This is a genomic window from Pseudomonas fluorescens, assembly GCF_902497625.1.
In the GTDB taxonomy this organism is placed as follows: Bacteria; Pseudomonadota; Gammaproteobacteria; order Pseudomonadales; family Pseudomonadaceae; genus Aquipseudomonas; species Aquipseudomonas fluorescens_BQ.
Genome location: NZ_CABVGX010000014.1, coordinates 49,971 through 70,362 on the forward strand (window position 1 = coordinate 49,971; position 20,392 = coordinate 70,362).

General features: G+C 59.9%; 19 protein-coding genes. 11 read left to right on the forward strand and 8 right to left on the reverse strand.

Annotation, left to right across the window (positions count from 1 at the left end):
- Positions 1-5: 5 nt before the first annotated feature.
- The 7 genes from F8N12_RS10935 (at position 6) to F8N12_RS10965 (ending at position 8,070) form a co-directional block, all read left to right on the forward strand.
- On the forward strand, positions 6-1,127 hold the full coding sequence (locus tag F8N12_RS10935) for a mannuronate-specific alginate lyase (RefSeq protein ID WP_150580443.1): 1,122 nt from the start codon (positions 6-8) through the stop codon (positions 1,125-1,127).
- 206 nt (positions 1,128-1,333) lie between these two features.
- Positions 1,334-2,899, forward strand: coding sequence for an MBOAT family O-acyltransferase (locus F8N12_RS10940; RefSeq protein ID WP_150580444.1), 1,566 nt, complete (start codon positions 1,334-1,336; stop codon positions 2,897-2,899).
- An 11-nt stretch (positions 2,900-2,910) separates the two neighbouring features.
- Entirely contained in the window at positions 2,911-4,086 is a 1,176-nt protein-coding gene (locus F8N12_RS10945) for an alginate O-acetyltransferase (protein WP_150580445.1), read from the forward strand.
- 17 nt (positions 4,087-4,103) lie between these two features.
- Positions 4,104-4,769 (forward strand): alginate O-acetyltransferase AlgF, encoded by a 666-nt coding sequence (locus F8N12_RS10950; RefSeq protein WP_150580446.1) that lies wholly within the window; start codon positions 4,104-4,106, stop codon positions 4,767-4,769.
- A gap of 188 nt (positions 4,770-4,957) precedes the next feature.
- Positions 4,958-6,409: a mannose-1-phosphate guanylyltransferase/mannose-6-phosphate isomerase gene (locus F8N12_RS10955; RefSeq protein WP_150580447.1), complete on the forward strand. Its 1,452-nt coding sequence runs from the start codon at positions 4,958-4,960 to the stop codon at positions 6,407-6,409.
- 337 nt (positions 6,410-6,746) lie between these two features.
- Entirely contained in the window at positions 6,747-7,211 is a 465-nt protein-coding gene (locus F8N12_RS10960) for a multidrug transporter (protein ID WP_150580448.1), read from the forward strand.
- Positions 7,212-7,245: 34 nt separating this feature from the next.
- On the forward strand, positions 7,246-8,070 hold the full coding sequence (locus F8N12_RS10965) for an SDR family oxidoreductase (protein ID WP_150580449.1): 825 nt from the start codon (positions 7,246-7,248) through the stop codon (positions 8,068-8,070).
- 95 nt (positions 8,071-8,165) lie between these two features.
- On the opposite strand, the gene F8N12_RS10970 is transcribed toward F8N12_RS10965, so the two are convergent.
- Genes F8N12_RS10970 through F8N12_RS10985 form a run of 4 tightly spaced genes read right to left on the reverse strand, consistent with a single transcriptional unit; the run spans position 8,166 to position 12,963 of the window.
- Complete coding sequence (locus tag F8N12_RS10970; protein ID WP_150580450.1) at positions 8,166-9,029, reverse strand: HlyD family secretion protein; 864 nt, start codon at positions 9,027-9,029, stop codon at positions 8,166-8,168.
- Positions 9,030-9,054: 25 nt separating this feature from the next.
- Positions 9,055-9,255: a DUF1656 domain-containing protein gene (locus tag F8N12_RS10975; RefSeq protein ID WP_007896379.1), complete on the reverse strand. Its 201-nt coding sequence runs from the start codon at positions 9,253-9,255 to the stop codon at positions 9,055-9,057.
- Positions 9,245-11,437, reverse strand: coding sequence for an FUSC family protein (locus F8N12_RS10980; RefSeq protein ID WP_150580451.1), 2,193 nt, complete (start codon positions 11,435-11,437; stop codon positions 9,245-9,247). Before F8N12_RS10980 ends, F8N12_RS10975 begins: the two co-directional genes overlap by 11 nt.
- Positions 11,434-12,963, reverse strand: coding sequence for an efflux transporter outer membrane subunit (locus F8N12_RS10985; protein WP_150580452.1), 1,530 nt, complete (start codon positions 12,961-12,963; stop codon positions 11,434-11,436). Before F8N12_RS10985 ends, F8N12_RS10980 begins: the two co-directional genes overlap by 4 nt.
- Positions 12,964-13,343: 380 nt before the next feature.
- Here F8N12_RS10985 and F8N12_RS10990 point away from each other — a divergent pair, with 380 nt between their 5' ends.
- From F8N12_RS10990 to F8N12_RS11000, 3 genes are all read left to right on the forward strand, one after another.
- Positions 13,344-14,312 carry a LysR family transcriptional regulator gene (locus tag F8N12_RS10990; RefSeq protein WP_150580453.1) on the forward strand — a complete coding sequence of 323 codons (969 nt, stop codon included), beginning with the start codon at positions 13,344-13,346 and terminating at the stop codon, positions 14,310-14,312.
- A gap of 201 nt (positions 14,313-14,513) precedes the next feature.
- Complete coding sequence (locus F8N12_RS10995) at positions 14,514-15,488, forward strand: 2-hydroxyacid dehydrogenase (protein WP_150580454.1); 975 nt, start codon at positions 14,514-14,516, stop codon at positions 15,486-15,488.
- Positions 15,489-15,645: 157 nt separating this feature from the next.
- Complete coding sequence (locus F8N12_RS11000; protein WP_150580455.1) at positions 15,646-16,155, forward strand: DUF2165 domain-containing protein; 510 nt, start codon at positions 15,646-15,648, stop codon at positions 16,153-16,155.
- Between the two features lie 19 nt (positions 16,156-16,174).
- Here F8N12_RS11000 and F8N12_RS11005 read toward each other — a convergent pair whose 3' ends face one another.
- The gene (locus tag F8N12_RS11005; protein ID WP_150580456.1) at positions 16,175-17,077 is read right to left on the reverse strand and encodes a DMT family transporter; all 903 of its coding nucleotides are present in this window, start codon (positions 17,075-17,077) and stop codon (positions 16,175-16,177) included.
- A 137-nt stretch (positions 17,078-17,214) separates the two neighbouring features.
- Between F8N12_RS11005 and F8N12_RS11010 the strand changes: the two genes are divergently transcribed.
- On the forward strand, positions 17,215-18,090 hold the full coding sequence (locus tag F8N12_RS11010) for a helix-turn-helix domain-containing protein (protein ID WP_150580457.1): 876 nt from the start codon (positions 17,215-17,217) through the stop codon (positions 18,088-18,090).
- A 76-nt stretch (positions 18,091-18,166) separates the two neighbouring features.
- On the opposite strand, the gene F8N12_RS11015 is transcribed toward F8N12_RS11010, so the two are convergent.
- Genes F8N12_RS11015 through F8N12_RS11025 form a run of 3 tightly spaced genes read right to left on the reverse strand, consistent with a single transcriptional unit; the run spans position 18,167 to position 20,375 of the window.
- Positions 18,167-18,493, reverse strand: a complete 327-nt coding sequence (locus F8N12_RS11015) for a DUF3325 domain-containing protein (protein ID WP_150580458.1) — start codon at positions 18,491-18,493, stop codon at positions 18,167-18,169.
- Positions 18,493-20,073, reverse strand: coding sequence for a PepSY-associated TM helix domain-containing protein (locus F8N12_RS11020; RefSeq protein WP_150580459.1), 1,581 nt, complete (start codon positions 20,071-20,073; stop codon positions 18,493-18,495). The genes F8N12_RS11015 and F8N12_RS11020 overlap by 1 nt, the downstream gene beginning before the upstream one ends.
- Positions 20,070-20,375 carry a DUF3649 domain-containing protein gene (locus F8N12_RS11025; protein ID WP_150580460.1) on the reverse strand — a complete coding sequence of 102 codons (306 nt, stop codon included), beginning with the start codon at positions 20,373-20,375 and terminating at the stop codon, positions 20,070-20,072. Before F8N12_RS11025 ends, F8N12_RS11020 begins: the two co-directional genes overlap by 4 nt.
- Between the last annotated feature and the right edge of the window lie 17 nt (positions 20,376-20,392).

The following is a 20,392-nucleotide window of genomic DNA, read 5'->3' on the forward strand; positions in this document are numbered from 1 at the left end:
CTGCTATGCGAAATCCGAAACTGAAAAATCTGTTGGCACCCACCCTGTTGAGCCTGGCGATGTTCGCCGGCGCGACTCAGGCAGCCGCGCCATTGCGCCCGCCACAGGGCTACTTCGCGCCGATTGAAAAAGTCAAAACCGGCGAATTCAAGGACGGCTGTGACGCGACGCCGACGCCGTATACCGGTTCGCTGGAATTCCGCAGTAAATACGAAGGCTCCGACAAGGCCCGTTCTACCCTGAACAAGCAATCGGAAAAAGCCTTCCGCGAAAGCACCGCCGACATCACCAAGATCGAGCGCGGCACCAGCAAGCGCGTGATGCAATTCATGCGCGACGGTCGCCCCGAACAACTCGAGTGCACGCTGAACTGGCTGACCGCCTGGGCGAAGGCCGATGCGCTGATGTCCAAGGAGTTCAACCACACCGGCAAGTCCATGCGCAAATGGGCGCTGGGCAGCATGGCGTCTGCGTACATCCGCCTGAAGTTTTCCGACTCGCATCCGTTGGCGAACCGTCAGCAGGAATCGCAGCTGATCGAGGCGTGGTTCAGCAAGATGGCCGATCAGGTGGTCAGCGACTGGGACAACCTGCCGCTGGAAAAAACCAACAACCATTCGTACTGGGCCGCCTGGTCGGTGATGGCGACTTCAGTCGCGACCAACCGCCGCGACCTGTTCGACTGGGCCGTCAAGGAATACAAGGTTGGCGTCAATCAGGTCGATGCCGAAGGTTACCTGCCGAATGAATTGAAACGTCAGCAGCGCGCGCTCGCTTATCACAACTACGCCCTGCCGCCGCTGGCGATGATCGCCAGTTTCGCTCAGGTCAACGGTGTCGATCTGCGTCAGGAGAACAATGGCGCACTGAAACGTCTGGGTGAGCGCGTGCTCTCCGGCGTTGAAGACCCGGATGATTTCGAGAAGAAGAACGGCAAGGAACAGGACATGACCGACCTCAAGGTCGATTCGAAATTCGCCTGGCTCGAACCGTTCTGCACGCTCTACACCTGCTCGCCGGACGTGCTTGAGAAGAAGCACGAAATGCAGCCATTCAAAACCTTCCGCCTGGGGGGTGACCTGACCAAGGTCTATGACCCGGCCAGCGAAAAGGCCAAAGGCTCTTAGGAAAAACACACCCCCTGTAGGAGCTGCCGAAGGCTGCGATCTTTTGATCTTGCTTTTGAAGATCAGGATCAAAAGATCGCAGCCTTCGGCAGCTCCTACAGGGGGCGGTGTCGAGTTTTAAAGATTTGAGTTAACCCCCGGTTTTCCGATGGGGGGTTTGGGGGGGCTGCGGCCCTTGACTGTTGGTTAAAACTGGAGAGATCGGGATGGTATTTTCATCCAACGTGTTCCTGTTTCTGTTCTTGCCGATCTTTCTCGGCATGTACTATTTGAGCGGAATACGCTATCGCAATCTGCTGTTGCTGCTGGCCAGCTACGTGTTCTATGCCTGGTGGCGGGTGGACTTTCTGGCGTTGTTCGCAGCCGTTACGTTGTGGAACTACTGGATCGGCCTGAAGGTAGGCGCCGCCGGCGTACGGACCAAACCGGCGCAGCGCTGGCTGCTGCTCGGCGTGGCCGTCGACCTGTGCATCCTGGGCTACTTCAAGTACGCCAACTTCGGTGTCGACAGCATCAACGCGATGATGACCTCGGTCGGCCTGTCGCCGTTCATCCTGACCCACGTGCTGTTGCCGATCGGCATCTCGTTCTACATCTTCGAGTCCATCAGCTACATCATCGACGTCTACCGCGGTGATACGCCGGCAACGCGCAACCTGATCGACTTCGCCGCCTTTGTCGCGATCTTCCCGCACCTGATTGCCGGTCCGGTCCTGCGTTTCCGCGACCTTGCCGACCAGTTCAACAACCGCACTCACACCCTCGACAAATTTTCCGAGGGCTGCACGCGATTCATGCAGGGTTTCATCAAGAAGGTTTTCATTGCTGACACCCTCGCGGTAGTGGCCGACCATTGCTTCGCCCTGGAAAACCCGACCACGGGCGATGCCTGGCTCGGCGCCCTGGCTTACACCGCGCAACTGTATTTCGACTTCTCCGGCTACAGCGACATGGCCATCGGCCTGGGCTTGATGATGGGTTTCCGCTTCATGGAAAACTTCAAGCAGCCGTACATCAGCCAGTCGATCACCGAGTTCTGGCGTCGCTGGCACATCAGCCTGTCCACTTGGCTGCGTGACTACCTGTACATCACGCTGGGCGGTAACCGTAAAGGCACGTTGACCACGTATCGCAACCTGTTTCTGACCATGCTGCTGGGTGGTCTGTGGCACGGCGCGAACATCACTTATGTGATCTGGGGCGCGTGGCACGGCATGTGGCTGGCGATCGAAAAAGCCATCGGCCTGAACACCTCGCCGCGCAGCATCAACCCGGTGCGCTGGGCTTTCACATTCCTGCTGGTGGTAATGGGCTGGGTGATCTTCCGCGCAGAAAACCTGCACGTCGCCGGTCGCATGTACGGCGCAATGTTCAGCTTCGGCGAATGGTCGCTGTCGGAACTCACCCAGGCCAATCTCACCGGTCTGCAAGTGGCGACGATGTTCGTGGCGTACGCCACCCTGGCGTTCTTCGGCATTCGTGATTTCTACAGCAACCTGCCGCCAGAGAAGACCAAGCCTGCCGTCAACGTCGAAACCGACGGTCCGGCCGCAGCGACACCTGGAATGATCAAAGCAGTACCGGGCGACAACCCGGCAAGCATCCACGAGCCGGGCTACACCGTCGGCGTTGAAGCCACCGTGCAACCGGCCTACTGGACTGCAGACTGGTCGCGCTATGTGATGCGCACATTGGTACTGGTGCTGTTCATCGCCTCGATTTTCAAACTGTCGGCGCAAAGCTTCTCGCCGTTCCTTTACTTCCAGTTCTGAGGGATCTGACCATGACCCGCTCATTACGCATCTTCTACATCGCCCTGTTCATGGTGACGTTAATCGTCCTCGGCCTGTGGTCGACGCGCAGCTTCTTCGGCTTCAGCACCAACGCCGACGCGACCGTGCTCAACGGCCGTTGGGCCAAAACCGTGGAAACGCATTACGACGACGAATTCCCGATCAAGCGTCTGGGCACCAATCTCTGGGCCGCGCTGGATTTCAAACTGTTCAACGAAGGTCGTCCGGGTGTCGTGCTCGGCCGTGACCAGTGGTTGTACAGCGACGAGGAATTCAACCCGATCGTCAACGAAGAGCTGAACCTGCAAGGCAACTACGCACTGGTCGAAGGCGTACGCCAGACCCTCAAAGAGAAAGGCGTGAAACTGGTGATGGCGATCGTGCCGGCCAAGACTCGCCTGTATCCGGAACATCTGGGCGACGAGAAGCCTTCGAGCATTCACGCCAACCTGTATGAAGACTTCCACGCTCGTGTGGCGGCCGACAAGATCATCGCCCCTGACCTGCTGGTGCCGCTGCAAAAAGGCAAGCTGGACGGTCAGCAAGTGTTCCTGCGCACCGACACGCACTGGACCCCGGAAGGCGCGCAGATTGCCGCACAGACTCTGGCCAAAACCATTGCCGAGAAAACCCCGCTGAGCGGCGAGCCGCAACGCTTCGTCACTGCGCCGGCCGAGACGGTTACGCACAAGGGCGATCTGCGTTTGTTCCTGCCACTCGATCCGCTGTTTGAAAACATGATGCCGGCGACCGAGCCGTTGCAGAAGCGCAATACCGTGGCGGCCGATGATCAAGCGGCTGGCGACGATGCCTTGTTCGCCAACACCGAAGTACCTGTGGCCCTGATCGGCACCAGCTACAGCGCAAACCCTAACTGGAACTTCGTCGGTGCTCTGAAAGAAGCGCTGCACAGCGACGTGGTCAATTACGCCGAAGACGGCCATGGCCCGATTCTGCCGATGCTCAGCTATCTGCAAAGCGATGCTTTCAAGAACAGCCCGCCACAGGTGCTGATCTGGGAGTTTCCTGAACGTTATCTGCCTGTGAACAACGAAATCGGCGACGCCGACCCGCAGTGGGTCGCAGAGCTCAAAGAAGCTGGTGCTCGCCAACAAAACGTAGCCGCAAACACTAAATCCGAGACGCCCGACCGGGCGCAAAACTGAAAGAGAGAGGTACTTCCATGACTTTCACTACTACTCCTCGCCGTCTCGCCGCTCGCTCCTTAAAAGCAGTCGCACTCGTTGCAGGCATGAGCGTGCTGTCGATGTCCGCCTTCGCTGGCGACGCTGCGCTTTACGGCCCGACCGCACCCAAAGGTTCCAGCTTTGTACGTATCTACAACGCCGCCAATGCTGAAGTCAGCGCTACTGTCGGATCCACCAACCTGGCCGACGTCGCGCCGCTGTCCAGCACTGACTTCAGCTTCATGCCGGGCGGCGACTACAGCGCCAAAGTTGGCAGCCAGACCCTGCCGGTGAAACTGGCTGGTGACCACTATTACACCTTGGTCAACAACGCCAGCGGCGCCCCGCAGCTGATCGAAGAACCGCCGTTCAAGAACAAGCAGAAATCCCTGGTTCGCGTGCAGAACCTCAGCGACAAGGCCCTGACCCTGAAGACCGCCGACGGCAAGACTGAAGTGGTCAAGACCGTTGCCGCCAAAGGCCGTGGCGAGCGTGAGATCAACCCGGTGAAAGTCAGCCTGGCGCTGTACGATGGCGAGAAGAAAGTCAGCGACCTCAAGCCTGTTGCCCTGGAGCGTGGTGAAGCTGCCGTGCTGTACGTCACCGGCACCGGCACCAGCCTGTCGCCAGTGTGGGTAAAACGCCCGGTTTCGACGCGCTAATCAATTTGTCAGGTCGATGCCCCTGTAGCCGCTGGCGAAGCCTGCGTCGGCCGGTCCGCGCTCGAACGCAGCCTCGCAGGCTCGGCAGCTGCTACAGATCGGTGCATCGACCTGAATACGAAACAACAAGAAGAGTGAAACGACAAAACGCAGTAGCTCTAACCAATCGATTTTATGGAGTAAACATTATGATTCCGGTGATCTTGTCAGGTGGTAGCGGCTCACGTCTTTGGCCGCTTTCGCGCAAACAATTCCCTAAACAGTTTCTGGCCCTGACCGGCGAACACACGCTGTTCCAGCAAACCCTGGAACGCCTGGTGTTCGAAGGCATGGACACGCCGATCGTGGTCTGCAACAAAGACCACCGCTTCATCGTCAACGAGCAGTTGAGCACCCGTAAGCTGGAAACCCAGCGCATCCTGATGGAACCGTTCGGTCGTAACACCGCGCCGGCCGTAGCCCTCACTGCAATGATGCTGGTCAACGAAGGTCGCGACGAGCTGATGCTGGTGCTGCCGGCCGACCATGTCCTGGAAGACCAGAAAGCCCTGCAACGCGCGTTGGCCCTGGCCACCGTTGCTGCGGAAAACGGCGAAATGGTGCTGTTCGGTGTCCCCGCTACCAAACCGGAGACCGGCTACGGCTACATCAAGTCGACCAACGATTCGCTGCTGCCGGAAGGCGTCAGCCGCGTGTCGCACTTCGTTGAAAAACCGGACGTGAAACGCGCCACCGAGTATGTCCAGTCGGGCGGTTACTTCTGGAACAGCGGCATGTTCCTGTTCCGCGCCAGCCGCTTCCTCGAAGAGCTGAAAAAACACGATCCAGACATCTACGACACCTGCCTGCTGACCCTTGAGCGCAGCGAACAGGACGCCGACACCATCACCATCGACGAAGCTACTTTCGCCTGCTGCCCGGACAACTCCATCGACTACTCCGTGATGGAAAAAACCCAACGCGCCTGCGTCGTACCACTGACCGCCGGCTGGAGCGATGTCGGCTGCTGGTCGTCGCTGTGGGAGGTCAATGAGAAAGACGCCAACGGCAACGTCACCAAGGGCGACGTGGTCATTCAGGACAGCAAGAACTGCATGATCCACGGCAACGGCAAACTGGTGTCGGTGATCGGTCTGGAAAACATTGTTGTCGTCGAAACCAAGGACGCCATGATGATCGCGCACAAGGACAAGGTCCAAGGCGTGAAGCAGATGGTCAACACCCTCAACGACCTGGGCCGCAGCGAAACCCAGAACCACTGCGAAGTGTATCGCCCATGGGGGTCCTACGATTCGGTAGACATGGGCGGGCGCTTCCAGGTCAAGCACATCTCGGTCAAGCCGGGAGCGTGCCTGTCCCTGCAAATGCACCACCACCGCGCCGAACACTGGATCGTGGTCAGCGGCACGGCTGAAGTGACCTGCGACGACAACGTGTTCCTGCTGTGTGAAAACCAGTCGACCTACATTCCGATCGCATCGGTTCATCGTCTGCGCAACCCGGGCAAGATTCCTTTGGAAATCATCGAAGTCCAGTCGGGCAGCTACTTGGGCGAAGACGACATCGAGCGTTTTGAAGATATCTACGGCCGGTCCACGCCGATCGAACGTGGCGTGTCGGTGAAAACCATCGCGCAGTAAGCGCTCGGCAAAAAACAAGCCCCTGCTCAACCCCCTGCGATCCCTATCCGCAGTGGGTAGGGCGGGGGCTTTTTTGTTTGAACACAAGCACAGGTTGCAGCTAGCGGGGGGCTGGCTATCAAATACCGCAATTGCTCCAGCTCAGGAGCCTGGCCAACTCAGGCGCGACAACATCTCTGTTCGGCACCGGCAATTCCCGAGCCGGTTTCAACATGCATCAACGAGTGGCTCAACGATGGTTGCGGCTGACCCGGGTCGGGTTTGGCAATACATTGACTGATCATTCGGCCGCACGCTTCAGGTAGGATGGCCTTCTTCCTTCTTCGAGGTTCGCTTTATGTTCATCGGCGTCCTGCTGGTCCTGACCTGGTTGGTGTTGCTGCTGCGGTACCCGGCCAAGGCCTTGCCCGTTTCAGTGGCGGCCGCGATGGGCTTGGGCCTGGTAGCAACGTGGGTGATCTGGGCGGACAGCCGCGAGGTCAGGCAACTGGCGCGACTGGAGTTACGCATCGCTTACGCGCCCGCAGAGTGCCCGGCAGACCGCCCGCTGCAATTGACCATGAACAACGGCAACGATGTGCCACTGACCGAACTGCGCTGGCGCATCGCCGCTTATGCACCGGGCGATACGGTCAACCTGGCCGACAATCAGTACGCCACGCCCCGTTATCGCGGCCCCGGTGAATTGCAGCCTGGGGCGAACTGGCAAGACTGTTTGCCGATGCCACCGCTGCGACCCGGTTATCGTCCGCAAACCCTGGAGTTTCGCGCCGAGCGATTGCAGGGCAGTTTCTCCGACTGATCCCCTTCCCTTTTTTTTGCACAAGGACCGCGCCATGCCCGTCGCGCTGATTACCGGATGTTCCAGCGGCATTGGCCGCGCACTGGCCGATGCTTTCAAAGCGGCCGGTTACCAGGTCTGGGCCAGCGCCCGCAAGGCTGAAGACCTGAGCGCTCTCACGGCCGCCGGTTTCACCGCCGTGCAACTGAACGTCAACGACGGTGAAGCTCTTGCAGCGCTGGCCGAGCAAATCGGGCAACAGCATGACGGCCTCGATGTACTCATCAACAACGCCGGTTATGGCGCGATGGGGCCGCTGCTCGACGGTGGTGTGCCCGCCATGCAGCGCCAGTTTGAGACTAACGTGTTCGCGATCGTTGGCGTAACACGTGCGCTGTTCCCGCTGCTGCGCAAAACCAAAGGCATCGTGGTGAATATCGGCAGCGTGTCCGGGGTTTTGGTTACCCCTTTTGCTGGCGCCTACTGCGCGTCCAAAGCAGCGGTGCACGCCTTGAGTGATGCCTTGCGCATGGAACTCGCGCCGTTTGGAGTGCGCGTGATGGAAGTGCAGCCGGGCGCGATCGCTTCGAGTTTCGCCAGGAATGCCGGGCATGAGGCGGAACAGCTGATCAGCGAGCAGTCACCGTGGTTTCCATTGCGTGAGGGCATCCGCGCAAGGGCTAAAGCATCCCAGGACAACCCCACCCCGGCCAGTGAGTTTGCCGCTGGATTGCTCACCGCCGTTCAACAGGACAAGCCGCCGCGACTGATTCGCCTGGGTAATGGAAGTCGGGCATTGCCGCTGCTGGCAACGTTGCTGCCCAAAGCGCTGCTGGAAACGACGTTGATGAAACAGTTCGGGTTGAAGGGCCAGCTTTGAGACCGCGCTAACGCCATCCCGGGCAAGCCACACTCCCACAGGAGCGCGGCATGGCATGGAATCGGGGTGAAGCGATCGCGAGCTCGATGCACCGGTCATGCACCCTCACCTGGCTTCACCACCACCGTACACGTGATCCCCGCCGCCAACAGCACCCCCGCCGGCACTTCATCGATGTGAATCCGCACCGGCACCCGTTGCGCCAATCGCACCCAGTTGAATGTCGGATTAACGTCGGCGATCAACTCGCGGCTTTGCGGGTTGTCGCGGTCGTAGATGCCGCGAGAGATGCTCTGCACATGCCCCTTGAGCACTTCGCCGCTCATCAACTGCATGTCGGCTTTATCGCCCACCTGCACGTGCGGCAGTTTGGTTTCTTCGAAAAAACCGTAAACCCAGAACGAGTTCATATCGACCACAGCCATTTTCGCCTCGCCGATGCGCGCGTAGTCACCGCGATGTACATTGAGGTTGGTCACGTAGCCGTCCACCGCTGCGCGCACTTCGGTACGTTTGAGATTGAGTTGTGCCGCTTCGAGTTGCGCCTGGGCATGTTGATAGTCGGCGAGCGCGGCGTCGGCGATGTTGCTGGCGTCGTCGCGGTTCTCCCGGGAGATCACCAGGTTGTCCATGTCGGCGCGGCGGTGTGCGTTAACCTTGCGCATCTCCCAGGTCGACTTGCGCGAAGCCACCAGCGACTGCGCCTGTTTGACCGCAATGCGGTAATGCTCGGGGTCGATGCGCATCAACAGATCACCCCTTTTTACCAACTGGTTATCGCGCACCGGCACCTCGACCACTTCGCCGGTGACGTCGGCGGCGACGTTGATGATGTCGGCGCGCACGCGACCGTCGCGGGTCCACGGCGTATCCATGTAATGTACCCACAGGGTCCGGCCGATCCAGAGGGCGAGGGCCAGCACCAGCAGCGTGGCGAGCAGGCTGAACAGCTTTTTCATCAGAGCCTTCTTCAGTGATAGAGAGTCAACGGTAGACGGTCAGCGCCAAGGCGCCGAACAGACAGGTAAACAAACTCAGGCGCAGCAGCGCCGGGTGCCAGAAAAATCGGTACAGATCGAAGCCGGACAGGAACCGATCAAGCGCCCAGGCCAGCGCCGCGGCGATGAAAAACATCAACGTCATGGTCGGCATGTACACGCCGTGGAAAGCAATTTCACGAGGCATGTTCGTGTCCTTCGGAAGGGGTTTGCACGCGGGCCGCGAGCGGCGATTGCGGATCCAGCAATGAGGTGCGGATGAAGTGCAGATAACTCTTAACCCGGCGCAAGGCCGAGGTGTCGAAGTGCGGCGCGAACGGTTCGTCGGTGGCTTGCACACGACTGATCGCATGGTCCACGGCGATCAATGCACGTTGCAGATTGCCTGGGTTCGGTTGCACGAACAGCCGCATCAGCGAACGACCCATGACGCGAACGGCCTGACGCCACGGTTGTGATTCGGCATAGGCAGGGTGTACCGGAAGAATCGCCTGCTCCTTGCGCAACTCGATGATCGCGTGACCGACTTCCAGCACCACGAACATCCAGCGCAGCAGGTCGCGTTGTACTTGCGGCTGGCCGGCGGCCAGACCGTAAGCCTGATGCAGCAAGTCGCGGGTGCGGCTCTCGAAACTGGGCGCCAGCCCCTTCAGCTTGCCGCTGATCGCATGCACCACTTGCCCGCGCAGATCCTGCTCGAGACGGCGCCACAGCCAGCGACTGTTTGGCGGCAGAATGATCGCGCCGGCAGCCGCACACACCAGCATGCCCAGCACCATGGCGAGGTAGTCGTTGATGAACGCGTACGGGTTGTAAACCGTCAGGTTGTCGGGCACCGACCCGGTGCTGAAGAAGATCAGCAAACCGAGGCCGACACCGGCGTATTGCGGTCGCGAAGAAAGGAATGAGCCGAGCACGATGACCGGTGCGAGCATCACGCAAAGCAATGGAAAACCGTCGATCCACGGAAACACGAAAAACATCTCGAAGAAGCCGATCAGCGCGCCTAGCAAGGTGCCGCAGGCCATCTGAAACGCCATGCGCTTGGGGTTGGGCGTAGCCGCAGACAGGCCAACGGTGGCCGCCGCAATCAAGGTCATGGTCGCACCGCTCGGCCACGCCGTGACCACCCAATAACTGCCGAGTACCAGCAGAATGAAAGCCGCGCGAATGCCCGAGGCTGCAGAAGCCATCCAGTTGGTCTGCGAGGTGAACGGCTCGTGCCAAAGTTCCCGGGCATGGCTGTGATCGGCCAGCGACGCGTGGGTTTGCGTATAGCCGTGCAAGTCGTCGACGAAGCGATAGAGCAGCTCATAGGCGGTGTGAAAGTCCAGCAATTGCGCTTCGCTCGGATGGCTTTCCTGAAATGCTGCACGCAGGCTGCGAACCCGCGCCGGCAAGTCTTCCTTATAAGCGTTCAGCGCAGTCACCAACCGCACCGCATCGGGACTGGTCAAGGCGCGACCGCTGAAACCGTCGAGCACTTCAGCGAGGTCCTGCAAGCCCGGTTTGATCGCAGCCACGGCATGATCCTCATCGCTGCTGCGCAAGCGTTCGAGCAACTGATGCAGGGCATTGAAGCGCGTAGTGATGCTCATGAACTCGCTGTTCAAACGACTCAGCCGGCCGTTGCGCCGACGCATGTGCGGGTCCTCGAACACGGTGACGCTGCGCAGCCCTTCCAGGCCAACCGCCTCGGCGATGAAGCGTACATTGCTCGCTTCAAAAGCCTCGCGCTGGCTGCGACCGCGCAAGCCGTCGGTCACAAACAAGGCGAACACGCCGAAGCGCTGATACAGGGCGTTGCGCATTGCCGCACTCGCGGTTTGCGGGAGTATCGCGGCGCTGACCAGCGTGGCGCAGAGAATGCCCAGAGAGATTTCCAGCACACGCCACACCGCCGCCATGAATGCGCCGTCCGGGTGCGCCAACGCTGGAAGGCCGACCATCGCAGCGGTATACCCGGCCAGCACAAAACCGTAGGCGCGAAAGTTACGGTAACGCGCGGCACCGGCCGAACAAATGCCGACCCAGATCGCCAGCGAGCCGAGAAACAGTTCAGTGTTTTGCGCGAACAAGGCAATCAGCGCGACCATCACTGCCGAGCCGGTCAGAGTCCCGAGAAAGCGGTAGAAACTTTTCGCGAACACCTGACCGCTTTGCGGCTGCATGACGATGAACACGGTGATCATCGCCGTGCGCGGCTGCGGCAGTTCCAGACGCATCGCCAGCCACAGCGTCAGAAACGCCGCGAGCAAGACCTTGAAGATGTACACCCAGGTCACGCCGTCGCTGCGTGCCCAGTCGAAGAAACCCCGGCGCCATTCGAGGGAATAGAGCCAGCGCAGCGGTGCGGGCACGGGAATCATGGAATCCTGCTCAATGAACTGAAGTCCGGACGCGACATTGGCGGGCGTGAGGGTGCGGCGATCCGGCTGTCCTCCGGTACATCGTTGCCCGCGCCAAGCCCGCCGCCGAGCGCTGTCACCAGTTCGGCATGAGCGCTGAGACGCCTGGCCTGAACCTGCTGCTGGACTTGCTGCTGCTTGAACAACAACGTTTGCGCGTTGAGCACATTGAGGTAGTCGGTGAGGCCGCGCTGGTAGGCAATCATCGCGATGTCGTAGGTCTTTTGCGCGGTGGCCACCGACTCGGCGGCGAAGGTCTGCTGTTTGTCCATCGATTCGCGGCGGATCAACTGGTCGGAGATATCTTTCAAGGCATCGATCAGTGTCTGGTTGTACCGCGCCACGGCGATGTCGTAACCGGCGGACGCTTCACCGAGTGAAGCACGCAACCGCCCGCCGTCGAAAATCGGTAGCGAGATCGCGGGCCCGACGTTGTAGTTGAGTTTCCTGCCGGTCAAAAACTCCAGCGCGCCACCGCCGGTGGCCATGTAGCCGAGACTGCCAACCAGGTCCACATTTGGATAGAAACCGGCATGCGCGACATCAATGCCGCGCGCCTGTGCGGCTACTTGCCAGCGACTGGCAACCACATCCGGGCGTTGACCGAGCAACTGCGCCGGCAGGCTCGACGGCAGTTTCAGCGCCGCACCCAGCGCCAGCGACGGCCGCTGCAACTGCGCGCTTTGCCCCGGGCCAAACCCCGCGAGCGCCGCCAGCTGGTTACGGCTCAGGGCGATGGCTTCGTCGAGCGCATCAATCTGCCGGTGAGTTTCCGGCAAAGGCGTCTCGGCCTGGCTGACTTCGAAATGAGTGCCTATCCCGCCGTCGAGGCGTTTCTGCGCGAGTTCGAGCATCTGCTTCTGCTGCAGCAGGGTCGCGGCGACGATGTCCCGTTGCGCGTAATGCAGCGAGAGTTCGATGTAGGCACGCACGACGTTGCTCTGCAGCTCGAGTTGCGCCAGACGCGCTTCGGCGGCGCTCATGTGCGCGATGTCGACCGCGCGTTCGCTGGCATTGCTCTCACGACCCCAGAGATCAAGGGCATAGCTGAAGCCCAGCGCAGCGTTGTTGTCCCAGGTGGTTGTATCAGCCAGCTCGCCCGGTCCGTAGAACTGATCGTTGGGCCAGTTATGCCGTTTGAGGCTGGATTGGCCGTTGATCTGCAGCGACTCGGCGGATTCCGCCAGGCCGGCCATGGCTTTGGCCTGACGTACCCGCGCCGCAGCCATGGCCATGCTCGGGCTGCCTTGCAGTGCAAGGTCGATCCAGCGATTCAGTTGCGGGTCGCCGTAGGCTTGCCACCATCTCGAAGCAGGCCAGTGCGCATCCTGCTCAGCGCTGCGGATAGCTTCGTCGGTGGCCAGTTCATTGGCGTCCAGTGCCTTGCCCTGCGCGGCAATCCCGCCGGTGCCGATGCAGCCGCTGATAATGAGGGGTAAAGCCAGAACACTGAGCGCTTGAAAGACGATGTTGATGCGACGCGGCACTGCTGAGATTTCCTGAAATGGATGGACGTACGAGGTTCACCGGTGCTGGCTTCATGTGGCGAGGGGGCTCGCCCCCCGTTGGGTTGCGCAGCGCCCCCAAGTCTTGAACATGCGTTTTTCGGAACGATCGCATTCACTTGTTTTACGTTTGCTGCGCCAACGAACGGGGGCAAGCCCCCTCGCCACGCGAGCCCCTTCGCCACATACACTTGTCGGCGACGCCCGGTTGTTACAACGGCGCGATTCTAGGGGGCGGCCGGAAAGGCGATAAGCCGGCAAACCTGTGAATCTTTGTTACCGTTCACGCGATAATCCTCAGGTCGGGGTCTCAGACCTTGAAACCATGTGTCACAATTTGCCATCGCACCCGAGAGCACCCCATGGACACTTTGCAAAACATGCGCGCCTTCAGCTACGTGGCCGAGGCCGGCAGTTTCACCGCTGCGGCCGTGCAGCTCGATACCACCACGGCCAACGTTTCGCGCGCGGTCTCCAATCTCGAGGCCCATCTGCAAACCCGACTGCTCAACCGCACCACGCGGCGCATTGCCCTGACCGAGGCCGGCAAACGCTACCTGTTGCGTTGCGAACAGATACTCGCGTACGTCGAAGAAGCCGAAGCCGAAGCCAGCGACGCCCACGCCCGCCCAGCCGGACAGCTCAAGGTGCATACCATGACCGGCATCGGTCAGCACTTCGTGATCGATGCGATCGCCCGCTATCGCAAGACTCACCCCGATGTCACGTTCGACCTGACCATGGCCAACCGCGTCCCGGACCTGCTCGACGAAGGCTATGACGTGTCCATCGTGCTTGCCAGTGAGCTGCCGGATTCGGGCTTTGTTTCCCAGCGCCTGGGCATCACTTACAGCATCGTTTGCGCCTCCCCGGCGTACGTCAAAGCCAATGGCTGCGCGCACAAACCCAGCGACCTGCTCAACCATGCCTGCCTGCGCCTGGTAAGCCCGGTGATTCCGCTGGAAAAGTGGACGTTCGACGGTCCGGAAGGCCAGGAAATGGTCACCATCAACAGTTCACCGTTCCTGGTGAATTCCGCTGATGCAATGAAAACCGCGATCATCAGCGGCATGGGGGTAGGCGTTCTGCCGGTGTATGCGGCCATTGAAGGCTTGCGCAACGGCACGCTGGTGCGGGTAATGCCTAACTACCGGTCTCAGGAACTCAACCTGTACGCCATCTACCCTTCGCGGCAGTACCTGGATGCGAAGATCAAAACCTGGGTCGAGTATTTGCGCGGTTCGCTGCCGGAAATTCTCGCCGCGCACCAGGCGGAACTGGTGGCGTATGAAGTGAGCGGCAGTCTGGCTGGCGCGCGGCTGGCGAATTAGCCCTGGACGCCGTTCCTCCTCTGTAGGAGCCGGCTTGCTGGCGATGCGGCCAACCAGCCCTGATGTTCAGGCCACAATCGCTATCGCCAGCAAGCCGGCTCCTGCAAAGTTCGCGCGCGTAAGGCCGCTTGGCCGCTCGCACAATAGCAAAGAAGAATGTTAGCGTGCTTGGCATCTCCACGCCCGACGAGCCTTCCTCTCATGAAAAAGACTGTCCTCGCCTTCAGCCGCATCACGCCTGACATGGTCGAGCAACTGAAGTCAGACTTTGACGTCATTGTGCCGAACCCGAAAAACGGCGACATCAATGCCCAATTCAACGAAGCCCTGCCCCACGCCCACGGCTTGATCGGAGTCGGCCGCAAGCTCGGCCGTGCGCAACTGGAACATGCGCGCAAGCTCGAGGTGGTGTCCAGCGTCTCGGTCGGCTATGACAATTACGACTTAGGCTATTTCAACGAGCGCGGCATCATGCTGACGAACACCCCCGACGTGCTCACCGAAAGCACTGCCGACCTGGCGTTCGCCTTGCTGATGAGCAGCGCCCGCCGCGTGGCCGAGCTGGATGCCTGGACCAAGGCCGGTGAATGGCAGGCCAGCGTCGGAGCACCGTTGTTCGGCTGCGATGTGCATGGCAAAACCCTTGGCATCGTCGGCATGGGCAATATCGGCGCGGCGATCGCCCGCCGTGGCCGTCTCGGTTTCAACATGCCGGTCATCTACAGTGGCAACAGCCGCAAAAGCGCAATTGAGCAAGAGCTGGGCGCGCAGTTGCGCAGCCTTGATGAGCTGTTGGGCGAAGCGGACTTCGTTTGCCTGGTGGTGCCGCTCAGCGAAAAAACCAGACACCTGATCAGTCACCGCGAATTGGCACTGATGAAGCCCGGCGCGATTCTGATCAACATCGCGCGAGGCCCGGTGGTGGACGAGACTGCGCTGATTGAAGCACTGCAAAGCAAGCGCATTCGCGGCGCCGGGCTGGACGTTTATGAGAAAGAACCGCTGGCCGAATCGCCACTTTTCCAGTTGAAAAATGCCGTGACGCTGCCCCACATCGGCTCCGCCACGCACGAAACCCGTGAGGCGATGGCCAATCGTGCCGTAGCGAATTTGCGCAGTGCCCTGTCGGGTGAGCGACCGCAGGATCTGGTAAACGCGCAAGTCTGGAAAGGTTAATAAAAGGGCGGGCGTACATAACGCCTGCCCTTTTTTGTATGCCGGCATATCACTGATACACACCTTGCAATTCAGCCGCCGCCCAAACTAATGGGTCACACGATAAGCTCTCCTTACTTGCCCATCATACCGGGAACCCATTTGGAGAACGCGCATCGTGAACTATCTGACAACTGCTCAGATCATTAGAATCAGCAAAGCCCTGCTTATGTCATTTGTAAGTATCTTTGGATTACTGGTGATGTACAGCAACTTCACCGACTACCCCACCAATTACGAATACCTGGGCCACATCCTCAGCATGGACACGGTTCGGGCTGACGCCTTGTACAAGTACCGCGCCATCACTTCGCCGATGGCCCATCATCGTATTTACTGGTTGATCATCACCCTTGAAGTGCTTTCTACCTGCTTTTGCGTGGTGGGCACCTATCACTTGTATAAAAATATAAACAGCAGTGCAAAAAAATTTCACGAAGCAAAGAAATTCTCGCTGATTGGCTTGTTGATCGGCATTACCATTTATTATGTTGGTTTCCAGGTTATCGGCGTTGAATGGTTCAACATGGATGAGTCGGAGCGCTGGAATTATAAAGACTGGGCGCGGCATATTGTCGACTTCTTATTGCCTTTGATGATGTATATGGCGCTAAGGATCGATCGTTGAGCCTTAGTTGCCTGATGTATCAGGCAAGGCTTCGATGTGCTTGCTCCTGCGGGGCTTTGGGTTTGCGAAATACCAGCACATTACCCAGCATTACCAACACCAGCCCCGCAAGGGCCGGCGCGGTCCACTGGTAGCCTTCTGCGTACGCCGAAACGTTGAGCGCCACCACCGGGAACAGCACGGTGCAGTAGGCCGCACGCTCCGGCCCCATACGTCCCACCAGCGTCAGGTAAGCGGTGAAGCCGATGACCGAGCCCGGAATGACCAGGTACAGCAGCGAGCCGATGTAGCGCGCAGTCCACTCCATATCGAATGGAATACCTTTGACCAGGCACCACACTGACAACATCGCTGCACCGTAAGCCATACCCCAGGCGTTGGTCGTCAGGGGCCTGAGCCCTGCTTTTTGCTGCAGGCTTGAAAGCATGTTGCCTGCCGAAAAGCACAGCGTGCCGAGCAAGGCCAGTGCCAGGCCAAGCAGTGTCTCAGGGCTGGCGGTGTGACCGGCCAGCTCCGGCCAGAACAACAGGCCAAGCCCCAACAGACCAAGCGCGCCGCCCATCAACACATTGCGAGCAATTTTTTGAGAAAAAAAGACCCTCGCATTCAGCGCATTCCACAAGGTCGCCGTCGAGAACACCACGGCGACCAGGCCACTCGGGATCCACTGGCTGGCCGTCAGGAAACACATGAAATTGATGCAGAACAGGCACAAGCCCTGCGCCACACAGATGAGATGCCCGCGACGGTTCATCACTTGCAGCTTGCGGCTGAGCAACAACATCACGAACAGCACCAGCGCGGCGAGACCGAAGCGATAGACAATCGATGCCGGAATGGCCACCACACCCAGTTGCCATTTAAGGGCAATCCAGGTGGTGCCCCAGATCAGCACAGTCAGCAAGTACAGGGAAAGGTTCATGGCATGGCTCCTCAGCAGGCGCTCAGTGTCCCGCTACACGCCTTGCCGCACTTGCATAATCTTGCGCTTTTGTCAGCGCACGGGCTGGCAGATCCGGGTCTACGGAGTAGGATGCAAATCGACAGAGAGAACCAATCATGCCCGCACTGGAAACGCTGCAAGTCTTTCAAGCCCTCAATCGCTCGCCCCATGCTCGTCTCGAGCACAGTGCCGAGCTTGGTGACGGCATGGCTGCGGCTTTGTGGAGCAACCATCATGACGCGCAGGATTACGCAGGGCCGAGCCATCACACACTGTCGTGCTACATCGCTGGCGGGACTGGCACATTTCGCCGTGATCGACCCGGCACCAAAGGTGCTCCGGACAAACTGTGCACGCTCCCGGCCGGTCATGAGTCAGCCTGGGTAATCAACGGTGACATCCGGCTCGCTCATGTCTATTTCAACCCCGAACAATTCGCCCTCGGCTGCGTCACCTTACTGGACCGGGAGCCTCGCGAACTCCAGCTGCACGAAAACACCTTTCTCGATGACCCGCTGCAGGCCCGCCGTTTCAGGCAGTTGATCCTGCTCAATTGGGACGAGCCTGGCGAACGTCTGCTAACCAGCAGCCTGGCCCATGAAATACTCAGTCACGCGCTGCTCAGTCAGGTCGGCCTGCGTGAGGGCTTGCGGCTCAGGGGTGGATTGGCGGCACATCAGCGCAGGCAATTGGTCGATTTCATCGACGGCCATTTGGCAGAAGCCATCAGCCTGGGACAACTGGCGGGGTTATGCGCGTTATCGGAATATCACTTCGCACGGATGTTTCGCGCAAGTTTTGGCTTGCCCCCGCATCAGTATGTTTTGGCGCGGCGCTTGAATCGGGCGCAGGCATTGCTGCGCAGCACCTCCAGGCCTGTGGGAGAAATAGCATTGGCCTGCGGCTTTGCCAGTGCGAGTCATTTCACCAATCGGTTCCGCCAGGGGCTGGGTGGGTCGCCCAAAGAGTATCGGCAGGCGTTCTTGCGTTAGTAATCAGCGCCTGCCCACAGAGCACGATGACGCGGTCTTGCGCCAAACTGTAAAGTGCCCGGACAGCAAAAACTGCTCAAGTTTGCGCAAATGCCACGACGGGGCTGACGAGCAGGCTCAGCCCGGCCAATGCCAAGGCAAGTCGTGGGCGATAGGGCATCAGCAACACCAGCAGCAAAGCGCTGAGCATCAATACCGCACACCACTCGACAAGGCCGAGGCCCCATCCGGTCGAAGCCACCGCCGCCCACAAAGACAAACCCAACAGCGACCATCCACCCAGCCTGATCGCTCGGCAACGAGCAGTCGATGGCTTGCGTCCAAGCAGCTCGACATGGTGACGGTCCATCGATAAACACAGCGCGCTGAAGCCGCCGTAACAGAGCAACAGGGCCAGCAACATCAGTTCGCCTCGTGCTCAAGTGAGATCGATTGTCGGCGCCGGCGCAGCACCACTTCTGACCGCCCTGCCCGTTGCATTTTCCACGCCGCCCAAGCGAAAAACAGGCCGCTGCCCAGGCACGTCAAATCGAACCCGGCCATGGCCCAATCGCCCTGCGTCAGCGTGAATCCCAAGTGATAAGGCGTAGTCAGCGCATTCAACAGCGGCAGCGCGGCGAACACCAACGCCGCCAGTGCCAATTGCTCCACCCATGCCCTGCGCCCACGGCGAACCACGGCGTGCAGCAGACTGAGCCCCCACATCAGGAAGAAGCTGTTGACTTCCCAGTCCGAGCGCCCAGGCATCTGCGCCGGCAGCAACCGATTGGCCCAGAAGAATGCAGCCACGCCGATCATCAGCCCCGACATGCTGGCAATGTTCAGCACTTCCACCAGGCGCAACTCGAAGGGCATGACGCCGCTCTTCACATGTTTGAGTTGGCGTTTGCCCAACCAGATCACCAGCCCTGTGCCGATCATCGCCGTACCGGCCAACCCGCAGAAAAAGTACAGCCAACGCAATACCGGGTCGGCAAACCGGCCCATGTGCAGGCCGTAAAAACTCCCGGCGACGGCTCGCGGCAGGGATTGTTCAGGCGTCGCACCCAGCAACTGCCCGGTCACGCCGTTGAAGGTCACCGCGCTGCTGAAATCATAAACCAGGCGATCGCCGGCATCGCGCAACAACACCACCGAGGCGTTGACATCGCCGGGATTATTCACCGTAAGCCGTCCGACATTACCGCCCGACCACAGCTCACGCGCCTGTTGCAACAGCGGCGCGAGCGGCGCCAACGCCGCCGGTTTACCCGCCAGTTCCGGGGTAGTGGATGCCGGGAAAATTTCATCATAAAACCCCCGGGCATCACCGTTATACGAAGCCAGGATGCTCGCCGGCATCACCATCGACATGAAGATCACCAGGCTGCTGTAGGTAATCATCAAGTGAAACGGCAACACCAGCACACCGACCGCGTTATGCCCGTCCAGCCAGGAACGCTGGCCCTTGCGCGGGCGGAACGTGAAGAAGTCCCGGAAGATTTTCTTGTGGGTGATGATCCCGCTGATCAACGCGACGAACATCACCATCGCAGCAATGGTGGATAACCAGCGACCCCACGGGTGAGGCATCTGCAACTGAAAGTGGAAGCGGTAGAAGAATTCACCGCCCATGGTGGCGCGGCCCTGCACTTCGGCACCGGTCTGTGGGTCGAGGTGTTTCTGGGTGAACTGGCCGCGCTCACCGCGCTTGGCCGGGGTTTGCTGCCATCGCACAGACAGGCCTGGGTCACGGGCATCGGGCAGATCGATGAGCCAGCGCGAGGCGCCTGCTGCGTGCTGCTGCAGATAGTCCTGCGCCAAGGTCATGCTGGCTTCGGAGCTTACGGAACGCGCCGCAATCTCTGGCTGCATCCAATGGCTGATCTCGTCCTTGAAGTAAGCCAGGGTGCCGGTCAGGAAAATGGCGAACAACAGCCAGCCGAAAATCAACCCGGCCCAGGTGTGCAACCAAGCCATTGCCTGACGAAAGCCTTCTTTCATGGCTGGCCCGTCCAGTAAGCGAGACCGGCAAGCGCAGCCAGCAACAGGCTGGCCACGATCAGCCCGAACCAGGCTCGACACGCGCTGTGGCAGGCGAAACACCACAGCACCGCGCAGAGATAGGCAACGAATGAGGTCATCATCCCGGTCACCGCCGCGTCGGCCCGGGCCATGGGCAACCACAACGTCAGGCTGACACTGGCCAGCGAAGCAACGACGTAACCGCCCAGAACAGCGGCCAGCGCCCGCGAAGCGACGGCCATGCGGTAGGAAACAGGGAGCGTGGGGATTTTGCCTTTCATGTCTCAACCTGAAACGG